Here is a 19,320-nt window from a genome sequence, read left to right as displayed (position 1 = left end):
CAAAATCGAGCCCGACCAAGCCCTATTCGCGCTTCCGGCGACTGCCCCGGACGACCCCGGACGACCCTGCTCGCCTCCCGGCAATGACGGTCGCTGCGGGATGATCAATGGCGCTTGATTCCCCGCCGCTGCACGCGCCGGATGCTGCCATGCGGTATGCGGTAAAATGCGGCGATGATCTATCCGCTGCTACGCAAATTTTTCTTCGCTCTCGACGCCGAGACCGCTCATGGCGTCGGAATGGCGGGTATCGACTTCGCCAAGACCACTGGTATCGCGTGTCTGCTGGCGCGTCCGGTCGCTCCCGACCCGGTGCAGGTGATGGGGCTGGATTTCCGGAACCCGGTTGGTCTGGCCGCGGGTCTCGACAAGAACGGCGAGCACGTCGACGCACTGGCTGCACAGGGCTTTGGATTTATCGAGGTGGGTACGGTTACGCCGCGTGCGCAGCCGGGAAATCCCAAGCCGCGCCTCTTCCGCATCCCGGAGAAGCAGGCCATCATCAACCGCATGGGCTTCAATAACGACGGCGTCGAGAAACTGCTGAGCAACATCGCCGGCACCAGGTTTGCGCGCGAGGGCGGCGTTCTTGGCATCAATATCGGCAAGAATTTCGATACGCCAATCGAGAAAGCGGCCGACGACTATCTGCTTTGCCTCGATCGGGTCTACTCGGCGGCCAGTTATGTGGCCGTGAATATTTCCAGTCCGAATACCAAAAACCTGCGCGAACTGCAGCGCGACGACGCGCTGGACGCCTTGCTCGGCAGCCTGAAAGCCGCGCAGGCCAGGCTTGCCGACCGCCACGGCCGCTACGTGCCGCTGGCGCTGAAGGTTGCGCCGGACCTCGAAGACGCGCAGATTCAGGCGATCGCGGCGCTGCTCCGCCAGCACCGCATGGACGGCGTCATCGCCACCAACACCACGCTTTCGCGGGCTGGCGTCGAGGGGCTGGCGAATGCCGAGCAGGCGGGCGGCCTTTCCGGCGCACCGCTGCTGGCCCTGTCAACGGCCGTGACTGGCAAGCTGGCGGCAGCACTGGGCGGTGAAGTGCCGATCATCGGCGTCGGCGGGATCATGAACGGGGAGGATGCCGCGGCCAAGATCGCCGCCGGCGCCAGTCTGGTTCAGTTCTACACCGGCTTCATCTACCGCGGCCCGGAGCTGGTCGCCGAGGCCGCCGCCGCGATCGCCAGGCAGCGCATGTTGCACACGCCGCGCCGGGCCTGAGTCCGGAAGGCGCTACTGACAAGGTGGTTGAACGCACGCATTCGACACGGGATAATCGCTGCGCCCCGGATTGCGCGGCGCACAGCCTACGCACACCATGACTCACTATCTGTTCATCATCATCGGCGCGGTTCTCGTCAATAACGTCGTGCTGGTGAAGATTCTCGGCCTCTGCCCGTTCATGGGCGTTTCCAGGAAACTGGAGACGGCTTTCGGCATGGGCGCGGCGACGACTTTTGTGCTCACCGTGGCCACCGGTGCCAGCTACATCATCGACCATTACCTGTTGATGCCTTTCGGCCTCGAATACCTGCGCACGCTGTCGTTCATCGTTACCATCGCCGCCGTTGTGCAGCTCACCGAAATGGTGATCCAGAAAACCAGTCCACTGCTGCATCAGGTGCTCGGCATCTATCTGCCGCTGATCACCACCAATTGTGCGGTTCTCGGAGTGCCGCTGTTGAACATCGCCAACAAGAATGACTTTGTCGAATCGCTGCTTTTCGGGGCTGGCAGTGCCGTCGGTTTTTCGCTGGTGCTGGTGCTTTTCGCCGGCATTCGCGAACGCGTCGAAGGCGCCGACGTTCCGGTTTACTTTCGGGGCACGGCGATCGCCATGGTCACTGCCGGGCTGATGAGCCTGGCGTTCATGGGTTTCGCCGGGCTGGACCGCTACCAGTGAGAGTGGACAGGCAATGATCACTGCCCTGCTAATCATGGCGCTCGGGGCCATCGTCCTCGGCGCGGCGCTTGGCTATGCGTCGATCAGGTTCAAGGTCGAGGGCGACCCGGTGGTCGACAAGATCGATGCCATCCTGCCGCAGACGCAATGCGGGCAGTGCGGCTACCCGGGTTGCAAACCTTACGCGACGGCCATTTCGGCGGGCGAAGCCGACATCAACCTCTGTCCGCCGGGCGGCATGGATGGAGTGCGCAAACTCGCCGACCTGCTCGGCCGCGAAGTCAAGCCACTGGACGCCGAGGAAAAGCCGAAACAGCTGGCGATCATCATCGAAGAGACCTGCATCGGTTGCACTCTGTGCATCCAGGCCTGCCCGGTGGACGCCATCGTCGGCGCCGCCAAGCAGATGCACACGGTCGTCGAATCCCTATGTACCGGCTGCGAGCTGTGCGTCAAACCCTGCCCGGTCGAGTGCATCGAAATGCGGCCGATCACCGAGAACCTCGAGAACTGGAAATGGAAATACCCGGTGATCGAAATCAAGCCCGTCAAGCGTGCGGCCTGACGGTCATGAAAGTCATGACCGTCCTCCTCTTTCCCGACCCTTCTCCCGCAGCGGGGAGAAGGGCGATCCGTGAGTCGCGTCCGCGACTTTCACGGTAAAGCGACCCGAATGCTGCAGCGACTGTTCAGCTTCAAGGGCGGCGTCAAACCGCAGACCCACAAGACGCCTTCGGTACAGGAACCGATTGCCATCGCGCCACTACCGTCGCGCCTCTACGTGCCGCTGCATCAGAGCATCGGCGGTGCGGCCAACCCGCTCGTCGAAGTCGGTGAGCGGGTACGCAAGGGGCAGGTGATAGGCGGCGCCGATGCCTGGCTGTCGGCCGCCGCGCACGCGTCCACTTCCGGCACGGTCCTTGCCATCGAAGAGCATCTGGCCGCGCATCCCTCCGGTCTGCCGACGCTGAGCGTGGTCATCGAGCCCGATGGTCGCGACGAGTGGGTGGAGCGCACGCCGCTCGATCACCGCAGCCTGCCTCCCGAGCAGGTCCGCGAGGCGCTTCGTGACGCCGGCGTCGTCGGCCTCGGTGGGGCGGTTTTTCCGAGTCACGCCAAGCTCACGACTGCCGCCGGCGTGGCCGTGGAAGAACTGGTCATCAACGGCGCCGAGTGCGAGCCCTACATGAGCTGTGATGACGTCCTGATGCGCGAGCGTGCCGAGGAAATCGTCCGCGGCATTGCCATCTTTCGCGACCTCCTGGCGGCGCGGCAGGTGCTGATCGGTATCGAAGACAACAAACCGGAAGCCGTCGCCGCCATGCAGCAAGCGGTGCAGGATGTTGGCGAAGACTATCAGGTCGTCGCCGTCCCGACCCGCTATCCCGCTGGCGGCGCCAAGCAGTTGATTCGCGTTCTGACCGGCAAGGAAGTCCCGGCCAGCAAGCGCTCGACCGAACTCGGCGTGCAGTGCTTCAACGTTGGCACGGTGTACTCGGCGTATCGCGCACTGGCGTTCGGTGAGCCGGTGATCTCACGCATCGTCACCCTGGCCGGCAATCTCGAGCGACCGCGCAATTGGGAAGTGCGACTCGGCACGCCGCTGCGCGATCTGGTCGCGCTCGGCGGGCCGAAAGCCGACACCGATCGCTACCTGATGGGCGGGCCGATGATGGGCTTCGCCTTGCCGAGCCTGGACGCGCCGGTGGTCAAGGCGAGCAACTGCATCATCGCCGCTTCGCCGACGATGTTCGCGCCGAGCCCGCCGGAGATGCCGTGCATCCGTTGTGGCGCCTGTGCCGAAGTCTGTCCGCACGAGCTGCAGCCATTCGAGTTGTACTGGTTCTCGCGGGCGCGCAACTTCGGCAAGACGCAGGAGTACCACCTCTTCGACTGTATCGAGTGCGGCTGCTGCAGCTATGTCTGTCCTTCGCATATCCCCCTGGTGCAATATTTTCGTTTCGCGAAGAGCGAGATCTGGTCGCGCGAGCGAGAAAAGAACGGTGCCGACGCCGCCAAGGCGCGCTTCGAGCTGCGCAACGCGCGCGAGGAGCGCGAACAGGCGGAGAAAGCGGCGCGGCTGGCCAAAGGCGCTGCCGCGCGCGCCGCCGAGAAGCAGGCGCGCGCGGTAGTGGCGGTCGAGCCTGCGGCCGCTGATTCGGCCGCTGACTCGGCTGTTAGCGTCGCCAGTCCGCAGCTGAAGCCCGCCGACGCGCCTGCGCCAGTGGCCGCGATCGCGCCGGCAAGCCTTGCGCCCCGCGAAGCTCCAGCTCCTGAGCTTGATGCCGAAGCGATCAAGAAAGCAACCATCGTCGCGGCGATGGAGCGTGCGCGCGCCCAGCGCGCGGCGGTGCAACCGAAAAACACCGATCAACTGACGTTCGAGCAGAAGCGCCAGCTGGCTGCCGTCGATGCGCGGCGGGCCGCGTTGCAGGCAGAAGAGCTGGAAGAGGCGGCAGAGCCGGGCGCGACGAGGGCGTCCGTGGAAACGCCAAAACAGGTCGAAAAGCAAGGGCGGACGGGCGAATGATGGATTTCAGCACGCCCCCCTATCTGTTGCAGGAGCGCATCAGCGTGCGCCGCGTCATGGTGCAGGTGTTGCTGGCCCTGTTGCCCGGCGTTGCCGCCTACGTCTGGCTGATCGGCCCGGGCATCGTCGTGCAACTGGTGATCGCGACGCTGACGGCACTCGCCGGCGAGGCTTTGATGCTTGGCCTGCGGCGCAAGCCCCTGGCCCTGTTCCTGAGCGATGGCAGCGCCATCGTCACCGCCTGGCTGATTGCCTTGAGCTTCCCGCCGCTGGCGCCGTGGTGGTTGATCGTCGTCGGCACGCTGTTGGCCATCGTCGTCGCCAAGCATCTCTACGGCGGCCTGGGCCAGAACCCCTTCAACCCGGCAATGGTCGCTTTTGCCGCCTGCATCGTCTCTTTTCCGGCACTGATGTCGCAATGGCCGGCGCTCGGCCTGAAGCTTGGTTTTCTCGAGCAGCTGCAGATCATTGCCGGCCTGGCGCCACGCATCGACGTGATGAGCGGCGCGACGCCGCTCGATGCGCTCAAGACGGCGCTGAAGCTTTCCGATGGCAGCGTCGATGTGCCGACGCTGCTGGCGACGCAGGAGGTTTTCGGCAATTTCGCCGGCCGTGGCTGGGAGTGGGTGGCCGGCGGCTATCTGCTCGGCGGCCTGTGGTTGTGGCAGCGCAAGCTGATCAGCTGGCACGCGCCCTTCGGCTTCATTCTCGGCTTGAGCTTGCTGGCGGCTGTGCTCTGGGCGTGGAACCCGCAGCAGTTCGCCAATCCGCTCTTCCATCTCTTCTCCGGTGGCGCGCTGCTCGGCGCTTTCTTCATCGTCACTGACCCGGTTTCGGGTTGCACGACGCCGAAAGGCAAGCTGATCTTCGGTCTGCTCGCCGGTCTGCTGGCGTACATCATCCGCGTCTTCGGCGGTTTTCCGGATGGCGTCGCTTTTGCCGTATTGCTGATGAATCTTTGTGTGCCGCTGATCGACATGTATTCGCAGCCGCCGGTCTTCGGCCTGAAGAACGAGCCATGACGCCGCCGCTCAAGACGCTCAGCGCCGCATCGATGGCCGTGCGCACGGCCATCGTCCTGTTCATTTTCGTCGTCGTCTTTACCGGCCTGCTGGCAGCCGCTTACCAGGCGACCGAGCCGGCCATCGAAGCCGCGGCAGCGGCCGAGAAAATGAAACTGATCGGCGAAGTTCTGCCGCGCGAGCTCTACGACAACGATCTGCTGAACGACCAGCGGCAGCTGCCGGCAAGCGCCGGGCTCGGCCTCGATGCGCCGTCGACGGCGTATCTGGGACGCAAGAGCGGCAGCGCCAGCGCGCTGATCTTCGAAGCCGTCGCTCCGGATGGCTATTCCGGAAAGATTCGTCTGCTGCTGGCGGTGGCCGCCGACGGTAGGCTGCTTGGCGTTCGCGTCACGCAGCACAAAGAGACGCCCGGGCTCGGCGACTACATCGACCCGCGCAAGGACAAGAACAAGGAGCGGCCGTGGATCACTCAGTTCAACGATCTCTCTTTGGCGACCGTTTCCGGGCGCGAATGGGCGGTCAGGAAAGATCACGGCCGTTTCGACTCGCTCGCCGGCGCGACAGTTACGCCGCGCGCAGTGATCAAGGCAGTGCACAAAGCGCTGCAGTACGTCGCCGAAAACCGCCAGCAGCTCTTTGCCAGCCCTGAAGTGCCCACACCGTCCTCAGCCAGCCCAGGAGAAAGCCAGTGATCGATCGCGAACAATTCCGCCAGATCATGGACAACGGTGTCTGGCATCAGAACGCCAGCCTGATACAGCTGCTCGGACTATGCCCGCTGCTGGCGGTGACCACGACCCTGGTCAATGGGGTGATGCTGTCGCTGGCGACGATCATCGTCATGGCGGTGGCCAATGTCGCCGTCGCCGCGCTGCGCAATCTGATTCCACACGAGATTCGCATTCCGGTCTTCATCCTGGTCGTGGCCGCGCTGGTGACCGTCGTCGACCTGCTCTTCAACGCCTATTTCCACGAGCTGTATCTGGTTCTCGGTATCTTCATCCCGCTGATCGTCACCAACTGCATCGTCCTGGCGCGGGTCGAAGCTTTTGCCAACAAGAATCCGCCCCTGCAATCGCTGCTCGACGGCATTTTCATGGGCGTCGGTCTGCTGTGGACCCTGGCTCTGCTCGGCGGCCTGCGCGAACTGATCGGCGGTGGCACGCTGTTTTCGGGGATCGACATGGTTTTCCCCGGCGCGCAGGGGCTGCAACTACTGCCGGCCGACTATCCCGGTTTTCTGCTCGCCATCCTGCCGCCAGGTGCTTTCATTCTTCTTGGCTTCCTGATCGCCTGGAAGAACTGGGTCGAAGCGCGCGCCGCTGCGCGCAAGCCCGATTCCGGAGCGGACCAGGCGTCAGCGCTGCCGCTTGCCGACGGCGCCTGAGCGCCAGCGAATCGCGCCCGGATGAACAGCCAGCAGCGGCAACAACTCTTCGCGCGCCTACGCGCGGCCAACCCCGAGCCGACCACCGAGCTCGCGTACGCCACGACTTTCCAGTTGCTGATTGCCGTCATCCTGTCGGCGCAGGCCACCGACAAGAGCGTCAACCTGGCGACGCGCAAGCTTTTTGCCGACGCGCCGACGCCGCAGGCGATGCTGGCGCTCGGCGAGGAGGGACTGGCCACCTACATCAACCGCATCGGTCTCTATCCGAGCAAGGCCAGAAACGTCATTGCCACCTGTCGGCAACTGATCGAGCTGCACGGCGGCGAAGTGCCGCCCGCGCGGGTGGCGCTCGAAGCTCTGCCGGGAGTTGGTCGCAAGACGGCCAACGTGGTCCTCAACACCGCTTTCGGCGAAGCGACGATTGCCGTCGATACGCATATTTTCCGGGTCGCCAACCGCAGCGGACTGGCGCCCGGCAAGACGCCGCTGGCGGTGGAACGCGAGTTGCTCAAGCGCGTTCCCGAGGAATTCCGGCAATCGGCCCATCACTGGCTGATCCTGCACGGACGCTACGTGTGCAAGGCGCGCAAACCCGAATGTTGGCGTTGCGACATCGCCGATCTCTGCGCCTGGCCCGAGAAGACCGACCCCTTCGGAGCGCCGCTGCCATGAGCGTTGCCAGCGCGCTGGTTGCCGGCAACGATCCTCGCTCCGCTCTGGCGGAAGAAGCCTTGGCACAGGCGCTGGCCAGGACCGGTGCCAGCCACGCCACGGGCGTGCTGTTGTTTCTGACGCCGGACTTTGCCCGGCACGCGCAGCAGACGGTCAGCGCGGTGGCTCGGGCAGCACAGTGCACCGAGGTGGCCGGGGGCATCGCGGCCGGGGTCTTCAGTGAGCACGGCTGGGTACTCGACCGGCCCGCGGCGGCGGTGATGGTCTTTGCGGGCGATCTTTCGCTGCATCATCGCGAAAGCGGCCTTGCCCTTGACCACGCGCATCGGCAGGCCGTCCTGAGCTATGCCGGCGGCAGCTTCCCGTACCCCTGGGGCGACGCGACGAAAAAGCGTTTCGGCGGCAGTTTCGCGGGTAGCGGCGGCGGCAGCGTTCCGACCGCCTGGCAGCACAGCCGCCTGGCGCCGAGCTGCAGTGTGCACCTGCGCGGCGCACAGGTCGACGTCGGCGTTTCGAGCGGCTGGAGCCTGCTCGCCGAGCCACGGACGATAGAGCGCAGCCGTGCCTATGACTTGCTGCAGCTGGGTGGCGAAACTGCGCTCGACAGCCTCCTCGCTGGCTTGCCCGCAGACTTGCGCGAACAGTTACCGCTGCCACTGGGCGCCCTGTCGGCCGTGCTGTTTGACGAAGACAGTGCGGGCAGCGCTCGCGGTGTCGCCAGCCTTGGCAGCGCGCTCGCCAGTGGGGGCGCTTTCGCGGCGGGTGCCTGGCATTCGACGGCCATTCTCTCGGCCAACGCGGCTGATCGCTCGGTGAGCCTGGCCGAAGGGACCAAGCCGGGGCAGCGGCTGGCGTGGGCGATTCGCCGGCCCCAGTCGGCCGTAGACGACATGCGCCGCAGCGTCGAGCAACTGGCCGCCGTCGTTGCGAAACCCCTTGCCGGCCTGGTTTTCTCGTGTTTCGGTCGCGGTCCCTATTTTCATGGTGGCGACGACTGCGAGCTCGACTGCCTGCGGCAAAGCTTTCCCGGTCTGCCGCTGCTCGGCGTTTACGGAACCGGGCAGATCGCAGCCGGTGCGGAGGGTGGCAACCGTTCGCTGCACAACGCCGTGGTCACTGCCCTGATCAGTCACCCACCCCGGAGGCCCGATGTTCAATCCCAGTCGTGAGCAGGTACGGCAGTTCTTCTGTGGCGCCTGGCGCAAGCATCGCGAGCGCGCCATCCTCGAAGGTGCAGAAGTCACTGCCGCCGATCTGATCGTCGAACACCCCGAGTATCACGCGCTGCTCGAAAACCCGGAGCTGGCGGTGGAGCAGGAGTTCACGCCCGAAAACGGGAAAATGAATCCCTTCCTGCACCTCTCCCTGCACCTGGCCGTCGCCGAGCAGATCAGTATCGACCAGCCGCCGGGCATCCGTGCCGCCTACCAGGCGCTGCGCGGACGCCTCGAAGTCCATGCCGCCGAACACGCCATTCTCGAGTGTCTCGGCGAGGCGCTGTGGCGCTCACAGCGTGACGGCAGCGCAATTGATGGCGTCGCCTACCTCCACTGCGTGCAGCGAGCAGCCCGCAGCTGAGGCCCGCCACAGCGGGCCAGGAAAGCGCGGCAGCAAACCCCGCTCGCCGCTTTGCGGGTAGAATCGGCAAGTCGCTTCGCGAGGAACATCCCCCATGCGCTTTTCCGGCTCCGACAAATACGTCACCACCGGTGACCTGACGCTGGCGGTCAATGCCGCCGTTACCCTGCAGCGACCGCTGCTGATCAAGGGTGAGCCGGGTACCGGCAAGACCATGCTCGCCGAAGAGGTCGCCGCCGCGCTCGGGCGGCCGCTTTTTCAGTGGCACATCAAATCGACGACCAAGGCGCAGCAGGGCCTTTACGAATACGACGCCGTTTCACGCCTGCGCGATTCGCAGCTCGGCGAGGCCAAGGTCGCCGACATCGGCAGCTACATTCTCAAAGGCGTGCTGTGGCAGGCTTTCGAATGCGCAACGCCGTCGGTGGTGCTGATCGACGAAATCGACAAGGCCGACATCGAATTCCCCAACGACCTGCTGCGCGAACTCGACCGCATGGAGTTCTTCGTTTACGAGACGCGCCAGAACGTGCGCGCCCGCCACCGACCGGCGGTGTTCATCACCTCGAACAATGAAAAGGAACTGCCCGACGCTTTTCTACGGCGCTGCTTCTTCCACTACATCAAGTTCCCCGACCGGGAGACCATGAAGCGCATCGTCGACGTCCATTTCCCGGGTCTCAAGCCCGCCTTGCTGCGTGAAGCGCTGGAAGTGTTCTTCGAACTGCGTGAAATTCCCGGCCTGAAGAAGAAGCCCTCGACCTCGGAACTGCTCGACTGGCTGAAGCTGCTGCTCGCCGAGGACATCCCGCCGGAAGCCTTGCACAGCAAGGACAACAAGAGCGCCATTCCGCCGTTGCACGGGGCCCTGCTCAAGAACGAGCAGGACGTCCATCTTTTCGAACGCCTGATTTTCATGGCCCGCCAGAACCGCTGAGCGGCGATGCGCGAATGTGTTAGGCACTAGCGACGATGCTGATCGATTTCTTTCTTCACCTCAAGGAGAATCGCCTGCCGGTGTCGATCAAGGAGTTCCTGGCCTTGCTCGAAGCGCTGCAACAGCACGTCATCGAGCACAGCCTCGATGACTTCTACGTCCTCTCGCGTGCGATTCTGGTCAAGGACGAGACGCACTTCGACAAGTTCGATCGCGCCTTCGGTGAGTACTTCAAGGGTGTCGAAGCGCTGCCCGGGATGGAGGCACTGATTCCCGAAGAATGGCTGCGGCAGGCGGTGAAGAAACACCTCAGCGACGCCGAACGCGCCAAGCTCGAGAAACTCGGCTGGGAAAAGCTGATGGAGACTTTCAAGAAGCGTCTCGCCGAGCAGAAGGAACGCCACTCCGGCGGCAGCAAGTGGATCGGCACAGGTGGCACTTCGCCCTTCGGGCACGGCGGCACGCATCCCGAAGGCATCCGTGTTGGCGGCAAGAGCGAGAACCGCTCGGCAGTCAAGGTCTGGGAAAAGCGCGAGTATCGCAACCTCGACGACAGCGTCGAGATTGGTACGCGCAATATCAAGATTGCTTTGCGTCGCCTGCGCCGCTTTGCTCGCCAGGGCGCGCCCGAGGAACTGGATCTGGAAGGCACCATCGCCGGTACCGCGCGCAACGCCGGCTGGCTCGACCTGCGTCTGCGGCCCGAGCGTCACAACGCGGTCAAAGTGTTGCTGTTTCTCGATATTGGCGGCTCGATGGACGATCACATCCGCGTCTGCGAGGAACTGTTCTCGGCCTGCCACAGCGAGTTCAAGCATCTCGAGTACTACTACTTCCACAACTGCGTCTACGAATACCTGTGGAAGGACAACCGCCGCCGTCACAGCGAGCGCATCGACACCCACGACGTGCTGCACAGGTACGGCAATGACTACAAGCTGATTTTCGTCGGTGACGCGGCGATGAGCCCCTACGAGATTCTGCAGCCCTGGGGCAGCGTCGAGTACAACAACGCCGAGCCGGGTGCCACCTGGCTGCGCCGCCTGACCGACACCTGGCCGCACGCCATCTGGCTCAATCCGGAGTCCGAACACGCCTGGCAGTACCGGCAATCGACTTCGCTGATCCACAACCTGATGGGCGGGCGCATGTTCCCGCTGACGCTCGACGGGCTGGAGCGCGGGATGCGGCTGCTCAGCAAGTAGGCGCGGCGGCGGGGTTTTCTACGGCCTCTATCGCGCCCGCGAGAGGAGGCTGATGGCTGTCCCAAGGCCTCCGATCACCTCTTCGATCGCCGTTTTCCTTTCCTGCCCCTGCAACGGCGGCTGTCGTCCTTGACGCGCCTGGTGGCGACGCTGCGGCTCGCCTTCCGACCCATACCAATCGCTTGCCTTGCTTCACCTTGAAGTGCGCGGCGCTCGATGCGCTTTGCATGAATCATGGGTCTGGAAAAGTCGCAACGTGGTCTGGACGATGCAGGCTTCCCGTGACTGCCACAGGACGTTCCAGCGTCATGAGCCTTGGAGAATTTGCGAGAAATCGCGCGCAGCGGGCAGATTTCCGGGAACGGCCTTTAACCCCATGAACAATAAGCTTTAGTTATCCGTAGTGACGATTAAATAGAGTCCGTTTCGTGGACGCGGCACTGCTTCCTGCGCAAAAAGTGTTCTGGCCGCTGCCTGTCGTTTATTGCATTTCGTCCATTTTAATAGTTAATTTGAAGTGAATTGATTTCTTCCCAATTTGTTTCCGTGGACAAATGACCGGAGGATTTTTGTAGGTACACAGCAAGTTGTGTAAAAGCAGTTGGTTATATGCTTTTAACTGCATATGAAAACATTTTTTCTGCATCATGAAATGTGTTTCGCATCAATCCTTTGCCGCTGGCTGCCGCCACCGCTTCTCGCAGTGGCCAGGCCAATGTTTATTATTATTTGCTGCCTCTATGGGGTTTGTCAGAGCGAAATTTTCTGATAATCTTTGTCGCTCGGAGACTTCGCGTCACCCCTGAAGTCTTTGATCTGCATCTAAAGACTTCAAAAATATTTCCCACCCTTGGAGAGTCCCAAATGACTTCGAAATCGATGTTTTTGAGCGTCAGCCTTGCCGTCGCCGCTGCCCTGGCGTCAGGTGCCGTTTCTGCACGAACCGAGATCCAGAACAAGGGCTCGGACACTTTGGTCAACGTCGCCCAGTCATGGGCCGAGCAATACGGCAAGATCAATCCGAATGTGGCTGTCGCGGTTTCCGGCGGCGGCTCGGGTACCGGCATCGCAGCGATGATCAACGGCACCGTGGATATCGCCAATTCCAGCCGCAAGATGAAGGACAAGGAGATAGCCGAGGCCAAGGCCAAAGGTCACGATCCGGTCGAGCACGTGGTCGGCTACGATGCCCTGGCTGTCTTCGTACACAAGAACTTTCCGCTCGATACCTTGAGCATCCCCGAACTGGCCAAGATCTACGGACGTGACGGTGGGGCGACCAAGTGGAGCGATTTGGGGATCACCATTCCGGGCTGCAAGGACGAGATCGTCGTCGTCAGCCGGCAGAACAATTCGGGAACCTACGCCTACTTCCAGGAGGCAGTTCTCGGTGAGAAGGGCAAATTCCGCCAGGGCACGCTGGACATGCACGGCTCCAAGGACGTCGCCGATCTGGTCGAGAAGACGCCTTGCGCGATCGGCTACAGTGGCCTTGCCTACGCCACGGATCACCTGAAGGCGTTGTGCATCTCGCCCGAGAAAGGCAAGCCATGCGTCATGCCGACCGAGGATACCGCTTTTGATGGCACCTATCCGATCGCCCGTCCGCTGTTCATGTACACCGATGGTCAGCCGAAGGACGAAACCAAGAAGTACATGGACTGGATCAAGAGCGACGTCGGCCAGTGCATCGTTGCCAAGGAAGGCTACGCGCCAATCAAGAAAGTCAGCTGCAAGTAAGTCGTACGCCATCACGGGCGCGGGGACAGGGAGTCTTCTCGCGCCCGCTCTGTACTCTGTGTGCCCTTAGTGCCGTGAGGAGTCGCCAGCAATGAGCCATTATGAAGAACGTCTCGAGAGAGACCTGTCATTGATCAAACAACAAGCGACCCTGCTGGCCAAGCGCGTTGACGAAGCACTCGGCGCCGCGGTACGCGCCCTGCTCAGCGGTGACGACAAGCTGGCCTACGCGACCGTCCTGGGAGATCAGCGGATCAACGCGGAAAACCGCAAGCTGGACAAGATGTGCCACGCTTTCATCGGCGTGCACCTCCCGAGCGCCGGACATCTGCGTCTGATGACGGCGATGATTCACGCCAACGTCGCGCTGGAGCGTGTCGGCGACTACGCGGTGACCATCGCCCGCGAATCGGTGCATCTCGCCAAACGCCCCGACGCGCTGATCAAGCGCGAGGTTGACCTGCTTGCCGGTGAGTCGCGGCAGATGTTCAAGCAGGCGATGTGCGGCTTCATCGACGGCAATGCCGAGAAGGCCAGGGCGACGATGATCATGGCCGATCAGGTCGAGCGCACTTTCGATGTGGTTTTTGCCGACCTGGTCAATGCCGGCGAGAACTTCAGCATCGAGGACCTCTTCGCCTATCTCGGCGTTTTCAACTCGCTCGAACGGGTCTCGGACCAGGCCAAGAACATCTGCGAGGAAACGGTGTTTGCGGTGACCGGCCAGACCAAGGCGACAAAGGTTTTCCGGATTCTCTTCCTTGACGAGGACAACACCCTGCTCGGACCGATCGCCGAGACCGTTGCTGGCAAGATTGCTTGCGGAGGTGGTGAGTTCCGCAGCCTGGGCCGTCAGGCGGGCGCGATGGCGCCGGAGGTGGTCGGCCTGCTGCAGGAGTCGGGGGTCGACCTCGCCCGCCACCAACCACAAGCGATGAATCTGAGTCTTCAGGATCTTGTCGATTTCCACGTCATCGTCAGCCTGCAAGGGCCAGTCAAGTCCTACGTCGACAAGGTTCCGTTTCACACTGCGGCTCTGGAGTGGGACGTCGGCGGCGTGCTTGCGGCGGAACTTCCCGAGGAGCAGCGGCGCGAGCGCTACGCGACGCTGGTTCGCGAAATCGCCGTGCAGGTGAGCACCCTGATGACCACCCTGCGGGGCGAGGAGGCCGACTGACATGGCCAACAGCAACGCTGTACGTGGCGCCACAGTGGCTCCCGGGGGGGCGGGCGCGTTCGATCGTCGCGATTTCGACTGGTACGTAGACAAGGCGGTTCAGGCCCTGGTGTTCCTCTGCGGTATCTCGGCGATCGTCTTCGTGCTGGGAATTTTTATTTTCGTCTTCAAGGAAGGTGTCGGCTTCATCCTGCACCACATGAACGTCCGGGAGTTCTTTCTCACGCCGTACTGGTTCCCGAGCGACGCCGACGCCCCCGAGTACGGGATCCTGGCGCTGATGGCAGGTACCGCCAGCGTTACCGGTCTGGCAATGCTGGTCGCCGTGCCGTTCTCGCTCGGAGCGGCGATCTACATTGCCGAGTTTGCCAGTGGCAAGACCCGTGAAACGCTGAAAGTGCTGGTCGAGCTGCTGGCGGCGATTCCGTCGGTGGTCTGGGGCTTCATCGGCCTGGTGATCATGAATCCCTTGATCATCAAGTGGTTCGACGTGCCGGTGGGTCTCTGCGTGCTCAACGCGGGCATCATTCTTGGTTTGATGGCGGCACCGATCATGACCTCGATCGCCGAGGATGCGCTCAAGGCAGTGCCCGATCGTTACCGTGAAGCCGCCGAGGCGATGGGCGCGACGCGCTGGCAGGTAACCTACAAGGTGGTGCTGCCGGCGGCCAAGAACGGGCTGCTCGGTGGCGTGCTGCTCGGGGTCGGACGCGGTTTCGGAGAAACGATGGCCGTGCTGATGGCGACCGGACACGCGGTCAATATTCCCGACAGCGTCTTCGACTCGGTGCGCGCGCTGACCGCCACCATCGCCGCAGAACTGGGTGAAACGGTGGTCGGCGGCGAGCACTATCAGGCGCTGTTTACCATTGGCATTTTGCTCTTCCTGGTCACCTTCACCGTCAACCTGAGCGCCGATCTGATCGTGCGCGGCATTCGCAAGGGATAGAAAATGACAACTGCCAATGCCGCAATGTTCCAGGCGAGCAGCCTGAATCACCGCAATGCCAGGGTCCAGAGCCTTTATCGAATCCTCTTCGGTGTGATGACGCTGATGCTGATTGCGCCGGTAATGATGATTTTGGGAACCCTGATCTACAAGGGTGGCGGGGTGATCTCCTGGGAGTTTCTCTTTACTGCGCCGACTGACGGCATGCGTACTGGCGGCGTCCTGCCCGCCCTGCTGGGTACTGTCTGGCTGGTAGCGGTGGCCCTGTTGCTGTCGGTTCCGATCGGCGTTTTCGCGGCGATTTATCTTAGCGAGTATGCCGGCGACAACTGGTTTACGCGCATCATCAATCTGGCGATCATCAACCTGGCCGGTGTGCCGTCGATCGTGCACGCCTTGTTCGGGCTTGGCGCCTTCGTGATTTTTTTCAAGTTCGGGACCAGTATTCTGGCGGCCAGTCTGACGCTGGCGGTGATGACCATGCCGGTGGTCATCGTCGCCACCCGCGAATCACTGCAGTCGGTACCGCTGGCATTTCGCGAGGCCTGCTGGAACATGGGAGCGACGCGCTGGCAGACCATCCGGCGGGTGGTCTTGCCGAACTCGATCACCGGCATCCTGACCGGTGTGATCCTCGAAGTCTCGCGTACCTCTGGCGAGACCGCACCGATCATGTTCACCGGCGCGGTGTTCTTCACGCCTTTCCTGCCGCAAAGCGTTTTCGACCAGACCATGGCCTTGTCCTTGCATCTGTTTGTTGCCGCGACCCAGGTTCCGGGGATCGCCGAGGAGGTTCCGTTCGGCATCGCTCTGGTACTCATCGGACTGGTCTTGCTGATGAACAGCGCGTCGATCGCGTTTCGCATGTGGCTCAGGGGGAAGAAGAAATGGTAAGTCAAAGCGCTCTTGAACGCGTAGCGGTCGCCGCTCAAGAGGACGCCGCTGCCGCGGCGCCGCTGACCAAGCTGGCGGTCAAGAACCTGACCATCAGTTACGGGAAGGCATTGGCATTGAAGGATGTCAGCCTGGAGATTCGCGAGCACGAGATCTTCGGCATCATTGGCCCCGCCAATGCCGGCAAGACCTCCTTCCTCAAAGCGGTCAACCGCATGGACATGTTCACCACGGGAATGCGCGTGGCCGGCGAAATCCACTTCAATGGGCTGGATACCCGCCACCTGAAGAACGTCTATGCGCTACGCAGTCGCATCGGCGTCGTCTTTCCGCTGCCGGTTGGTCTGCCGATGACGGTCTATGACAACGTTGCCCTGTCGCCGCGCCTGCGGGGAATCAAGGAAAAGGCCGAGTTGGACGTGATCGTGCAGCGCTGCCTGACCCGCGCAGCTCTCTGGGACGAAGTCAAGGACCGCCTTAATGCGCTCGGCAGCCTGCTTTCCGGCGGCCAGCAGCAGCGGCTGACGATCGCCCGGGCGCTGTCGCAGGAGCCCGACCTGCTGATGCTCGACGAGTTCTCGATTGCCGTCGACCCGGTCACCACCATGCGCATCGAAGATGTGCTCAAGGAGTTGCGCAAGGAAGTGACCATCATCCTGGTGACCAACCTGGTGCAGCAGGCGCGACGTCTGGCCGACCGTACCGCGTTCTTCCTGAACAGCGAGTGCGTCGAGATCGGGGTCACCGAGGATCTGTTTACCGGCGCGGTGAAGGATCAGCGGACGCGTGATTACGTAGAGGGACGATTCGGCTGAGCCTTGCTGCCCGGCGCGTGCGCCGCTGCCGGGCTGCGGTGCACACCTTCGCTGCACTGGCGGGGATCGTCGAAGCGCTGCGTGACGGGCTTTGCAAACAGCGCTTGCCCGGAATCAATTGAAGAATGCACACCAAGGACACAACGAGATGACCGCCGCCCCAGCCGCTGTTCCGCTGCAGCCAGTTCCCGAATACGCGATCGACACCAAGAAACTCAACCTCTGGTACGGGACCTTCCAGGCCCTGTACGATGTGGACTTGCAAATCCGCAAGGGCATGATCACCTCGATGATCGGTCCCTCGGGATGCGGCAAGAGTACCTACCTGCGCAGCGTCAACCGCATCAACGAACGCCTCGGCTACGTGCGCATCGAGGGTAGTATCGAAGTCATGGGCCAGAATATCTATGACTCGGGCGTCGAGTTGATCCAGGTGCGCAAACAGGTCGGAATGGTTTTTCAGCGGCCCAATCCGCTGCCCATTTCGATTCGCGACAATATTCTTTTCAGCCATCGTCTGCACGCCAAGGGCGGTGGTGGCGTACACCAGGGCACCCCCGACGAGATCGTCGAGGAGTCGCTGCGCACGGTGCTGCTTTGGGACAAGGTCAAGGACCGCCTCAAGCGCAAGGCCACCGAACTGTCGCTCGAAGAGCAGCAGAAGTTGTGCATCGCGCGCTTGCTGCCGGTCAAGCCGACGCTGCTGCTGATGGACGAGCCGTGTTCGGCGCTCGACCCGAAGGGCACCGAGGCGGTAGAAGAGCTGCTCTGGGAACTGCGTGGTCAGTACACGATCCTGATCGTCACCCACAACATGGCGCAGGCGCGCCGTGCCAGCGAAGAATGCATCTTCATGCTGATGGGCCGGGTCGTCGAGCACGCGCTGACCGAGGAGATGTTCGTGACCCCGACCCACAAGGAGACCGCCGACTACATCGAGGGGCGTTACGGCTGATCTGGCTCATTCATCCTGGCAAGGAGAACATGGGCTTCATGCTTACTATCGTGCTCGGTATCGCCGGCTCTTTCGGCGCCGGCATGGTCGGCCAGTTTTTCGGCTGGTACAGGGCCGGTGAAGGCGCCGGTTTCATCGCCTCGATAATCATGGCGGTGATCCTTCTTGTGATTTACGGCAAGCTCCGCAGTCGTTGATGGTCAGCGGCGGCAGCGCGCCTGTTGTCGCGCCTTGAAGGCGACCGAAAATCCGGCGCAATCTGGTACGTTCTTTTCCGGCAATCGCCTAATGCTGGCGAGGGGCGGCCAGTCGTTCGAGCATGGCGCGCACCGCTTTGATCTGCACGCCGCCTTGCGTGGCGTAGTCGCTGCCCGTATAGCCCCACCAGTCCCAGCAGCCAAAGGGGTTGTTCAACCACTGCCAGGAGCCTGTGGTCAGTCCATAGCGCGGTTGCACCTGCGGGTAGAGGACGACGATGCGATTGCTGTCTGCCCAGCGGTTGTAGCCGGCGCCATCGACGAAGCGTCGGTCGATCTGCGCCGCAGCCTGACGACAACCATGAAAAGCGACATGTACCCGGCAGGCGCTACTGAGGCAGGCCTGCGGCACATAAACGTAGGCCTCGTCGGCCAGTCCCGCATCGATCGGCTTGCCTTCTACAAACGGGCTCTGGTCGAAGCGTAGCGGCTCGCCTGTGGCGGTCGCCGCTGGTGGCTGCAAGGGGCCAAGCAGGTGCTGGAGAATTTCGCCGGCCGCGTCGAGCTCGCCGCAGCGATTAATGAACGGCGATTCCTCGCTGCTGCAGGCATTGGCCTGCGGGTCGGCGACCGAGATCATGGCGTGCCCGGCGTCTGGTAGCCGGACGAAGCGAATCGCCGTCGGAGCGATCCACTGTCCATAGAAAGCGGCCAGCCGCTCCATCACCGCCGTGTCGACGACGCTGTCCTTGCCCCCTGAAAACAGCCACACGCGATCGTCGCGCAAGCCTTCCAGCGGATCGATGCGGCCCGCCTTGGCGAGTGCTTCCGCCTGGGCACGCAGTTCGGCTACGGAAGGTACTGCGGCCCACCAGGAGGGCGACATGCAAGCCGTAAGCGCTCGCCGGATCGATCCGTCGGCACAGTCATAGGGGCCGCCAGCAAGCACGCCGGCGCCGCGCACCAACTGCGAGTGGGCGACCTGGAACTGCACCGCCATGTAGGCACCCGAGGAGATGCCGGAGACAGTCAGCTCGCTCAACTCGGCGCCCAGCGCTGGTAGTGGCTGTACTGCTGGCTGGCCTTCGGCTGCGCGGGCGTTTCCGGTGCTCAGCAAGAAAACGAGAGCCGCGCTGGCGAGGCTGCGCAAGACGGGTTTGGCTGTGGTCATGGTGGCGGCCCGACGATGACGATCGGAGCGGTGATGAATAATAGGGTGCATGCTAGCAGCTCGCCTTGCCGACGACCAGACGGGCGGGCAAGGCCTGGTCTGCTTGGCTGCCTGGCTGGAGGTTTCCTGATTTACGGGGTTCGCAGCAGCCTTGTTCGAACGCCAGGGCGCCC

At 62.8% G+C, this 19,320-nt stretch carries 20 protein-coding genes; 19 read left to right on the top strand and 1 reads right to left on the bottom strand.

Features of this window, described 5'->3' with window-relative positions; genetic code table 11:
* The first annotated feature begins 174 nt into the window (after positions 1 to 174).
* The 19 genes from V5B40_RS08760 to V5B40_RS08670 all read left to right on the top strand — a co-directional run bounded on the left by V5B40_RS08760 (position 175) and on the right by V5B40_RS08670 (position 17,976).
* Complete coding sequence (locus V5B40_RS08760; RefSeq protein WP_332354150.1) at positions 175 to 1,230, top strand: quinone-dependent dihydroorotate dehydrogenase; 1,056 nt, start codon at positions 175 to 177, stop codon at positions 1,228 to 1,230.
* A gap of 97 nt (positions 1,231 to 1,327) precedes the next feature.
* Positions 1,328 to 1,912 carry an electron transport complex subunit RsxA gene (rsxA, locus tag V5B40_RS08755; protein WP_332354149.1) on the top strand — a complete coding sequence of 195 codons (585 nt, stop codon included), beginning with the start codon at positions 1,328 to 1,330 and terminating at the stop codon, positions 1,910 to 1,912.
* Positions 1,913 to 1,925: 13 nt separating this feature from the next.
* The gene (gene rsxB / locus V5B40_RS08750; protein WP_332354148.1) at positions 1,926 to 2,477 is read left to right on the top strand and encodes an electron transport complex subunit RsxB; all 552 of its coding nucleotides are present in this window, start codon (positions 1,926 to 1,928) and stop codon (positions 2,475 to 2,477) included.
* Positions 2,478 to 2,585: 108 nt separating this feature from the next.
* Positions 2,586 to 4,442 carry an electron transport complex subunit RsxC gene (gene rsxC / locus V5B40_RS08745; protein WP_332354147.1) on the top strand — a complete coding sequence of 619 codons (1,857 nt, stop codon included), beginning with the start codon at positions 2,586 to 2,588 and terminating at the stop codon, positions 4,440 to 4,442.
* Positions 4,439 to 5,464, top strand: a complete 1,026-nt coding sequence (locus tag V5B40_RS08740; protein ID WP_332354146.1) for an RnfABCDGE type electron transport complex subunit D — start codon at positions 4,439 to 4,441, stop codon at positions 5,462 to 5,464. The genes rsxC and V5B40_RS08740 overlap by 4 nt, the downstream gene beginning before the upstream one ends.
* A complete protein-coding gene (rsxG, locus tag V5B40_RS08735) occupies positions 5,461 to 6,159 on the top strand; it encodes an electron transport complex subunit RsxG (protein ID WP_332354145.1) in 699 nt (232 codons plus the stop codon). Before V5B40_RS08740 ends, rsxG begins: the two co-directional genes overlap by 4 nt.
* On the top strand, positions 6,159 to 6,854 hold the full coding sequence (locus tag V5B40_RS08730; protein ID WP_332354178.1) for an electron transport complex subunit E: 696 nt from the start codon (positions 6,159 to 6,161) through the stop codon (positions 6,852 to 6,854). Before rsxG ends, V5B40_RS08730 begins: the two co-directional genes overlap by 1 nt.
* 21 nt (positions 6,855 to 6,875) lie before the next feature.
* Positions 6,876 to 7,529: an endonuclease III gene (gene nth / locus V5B40_RS08725; RefSeq protein WP_332354144.1), complete on the top strand. Its 654-nt coding sequence runs from the start codon at positions 6,876 to 6,878 to the stop codon at positions 7,527 to 7,529.
* Positions 7,526 to 8,698 carry an FIST C-terminal domain-containing protein gene (locus tag V5B40_RS08720; protein ID WP_332354143.1) on the top strand — a complete coding sequence of 391 codons (1,173 nt, stop codon included), beginning with the start codon at positions 7,526 to 7,528 and terminating at the stop codon, positions 8,696 to 8,698. The genes nth and V5B40_RS08720 overlap by 4 nt, the downstream gene beginning before the upstream one ends.
* Positions 8,679 to 9,107 carry a DUF1841 family protein gene (locus tag V5B40_RS08715; protein WP_332354142.1) on the top strand — a complete coding sequence of 143 codons (429 nt, stop codon included), beginning with the start codon at positions 8,679 to 8,681 and terminating at the stop codon, positions 9,105 to 9,107. The genes V5B40_RS08720 and V5B40_RS08715 overlap by 20 nt, the downstream gene beginning before the upstream one ends.
* Positions 9,108 to 9,201: 94 nt before the next feature.
* The gene (locus V5B40_RS08710) at positions 9,202 to 10,044 is read left to right on the top strand and encodes an AAA family ATPase (RefSeq protein ID WP_332354141.1); all 843 of its coding nucleotides are present in this window, start codon (positions 9,202 to 9,204) and stop codon (positions 10,042 to 10,044) included.
* A gap of 35 nt (positions 10,045 to 10,079) precedes the next feature.
* A complete protein-coding gene (locus V5B40_RS08705; RefSeq protein WP_332354140.1) occupies positions 10,080 to 11,249 on the top strand; it encodes a vWA domain-containing protein in 1,170 nt (389 codons plus the stop codon).
* 864 nt (positions 11,250 to 12,113) lie between these two features.
* Positions 12,114 to 12,989, top strand: coding sequence for a phosphate ABC transporter substrate-binding protein (locus V5B40_RS08700; RefSeq protein ID WP_332354139.1), 876 nt, complete (start codon positions 12,114 to 12,116; stop codon positions 12,987 to 12,989).
* Between the two features lie 91 nt (positions 12,990 to 13,080).
* Positions 13,081 to 14,166, top strand: a complete 1,086-nt coding sequence (locus V5B40_RS08695; RefSeq protein WP_332354138.1) for a PhoU domain-containing protein — start codon at positions 13,081 to 13,083, stop codon at positions 14,164 to 14,166.
* A 1-nt stretch (position 14,167) separates the two neighbouring features.
* A complete protein-coding gene (gene pstC / locus V5B40_RS08690) occupies positions 14,168 to 15,115 on the top strand; it encodes a phosphate ABC transporter permease subunit PstC (protein WP_332354137.1) in 948 nt (315 codons plus the stop codon).
* A gap of 3 nt (positions 15,116 to 15,118) precedes the next feature.
* Positions 15,119 to 16,009 carry a phosphate ABC transporter permease PstA gene (pstA, locus tag V5B40_RS08685; RefSeq protein WP_332354136.1) on the top strand — a complete coding sequence of 297 codons (891 nt, stop codon included), beginning with the start codon at positions 15,119 to 15,121 and terminating at the stop codon, positions 16,007 to 16,009.
* Positions 16,003 to 16,824, top strand: a complete 822-nt coding sequence (locus tag V5B40_RS08680; RefSeq protein WP_332354135.1) for a phosphate ABC transporter ATP-binding protein — start codon at positions 16,003 to 16,005, stop codon at positions 16,822 to 16,824. Before pstA ends, V5B40_RS08680 begins: the two co-directional genes overlap by 7 nt.
* Positions 16,825 to 16,972: 148 nt before the next feature.
* Positions 16,973 to 17,779 carry a phosphate ABC transporter ATP-binding protein gene (locus tag V5B40_RS08675; protein ID WP_332354134.1) on the top strand — a complete coding sequence of 269 codons (807 nt, stop codon included), beginning with the start codon at positions 16,973 to 16,975 and terminating at the stop codon, positions 17,777 to 17,779.
* A gap of 29 nt (positions 17,780 to 17,808) precedes the next feature.
* Positions 17,809 to 17,976, top strand: a complete 168-nt coding sequence (locus tag V5B40_RS08670; protein WP_434735849.1) for a GlsB/YeaQ/YmgE family stress response membrane protein — start codon at positions 17,809 to 17,811, stop codon at positions 17,974 to 17,976.
* Positions 17,977 to 18,064: 88 nt separating this feature from the next.
* Here V5B40_RS08670 and V5B40_RS08665 read toward each other — a convergent pair whose 3' ends face one another.
* Complete coding sequence (locus V5B40_RS08665) at positions 18,065 to 19,198, bottom strand: extracellular catalytic domain type 2 short-chain-length polyhydroxyalkanoate depolymerase (protein ID WP_332354133.1); 1,134 nt, start codon at positions 19,196 to 19,198, stop codon at positions 18,065 to 18,067.
* Between the last annotated feature and the right edge of the window lie 122 nt (positions 19,199 to 19,320).

The sequence above is a fragment of the Candidatus Accumulibacter meliphilus genome (assembly GCF_036625345.1).
Classification (GTDB): Bacteria; Pseudomonadota; Gammaproteobacteria; order Burkholderiales; family Rhodocyclaceae; genus Accumulibacter; species Accumulibacter meliphilus.
The sequence above is the reverse complement of the archived record's forward strand: the minus strand, read 5'-3'. Positions and strand labels throughout refer to the sequence as shown.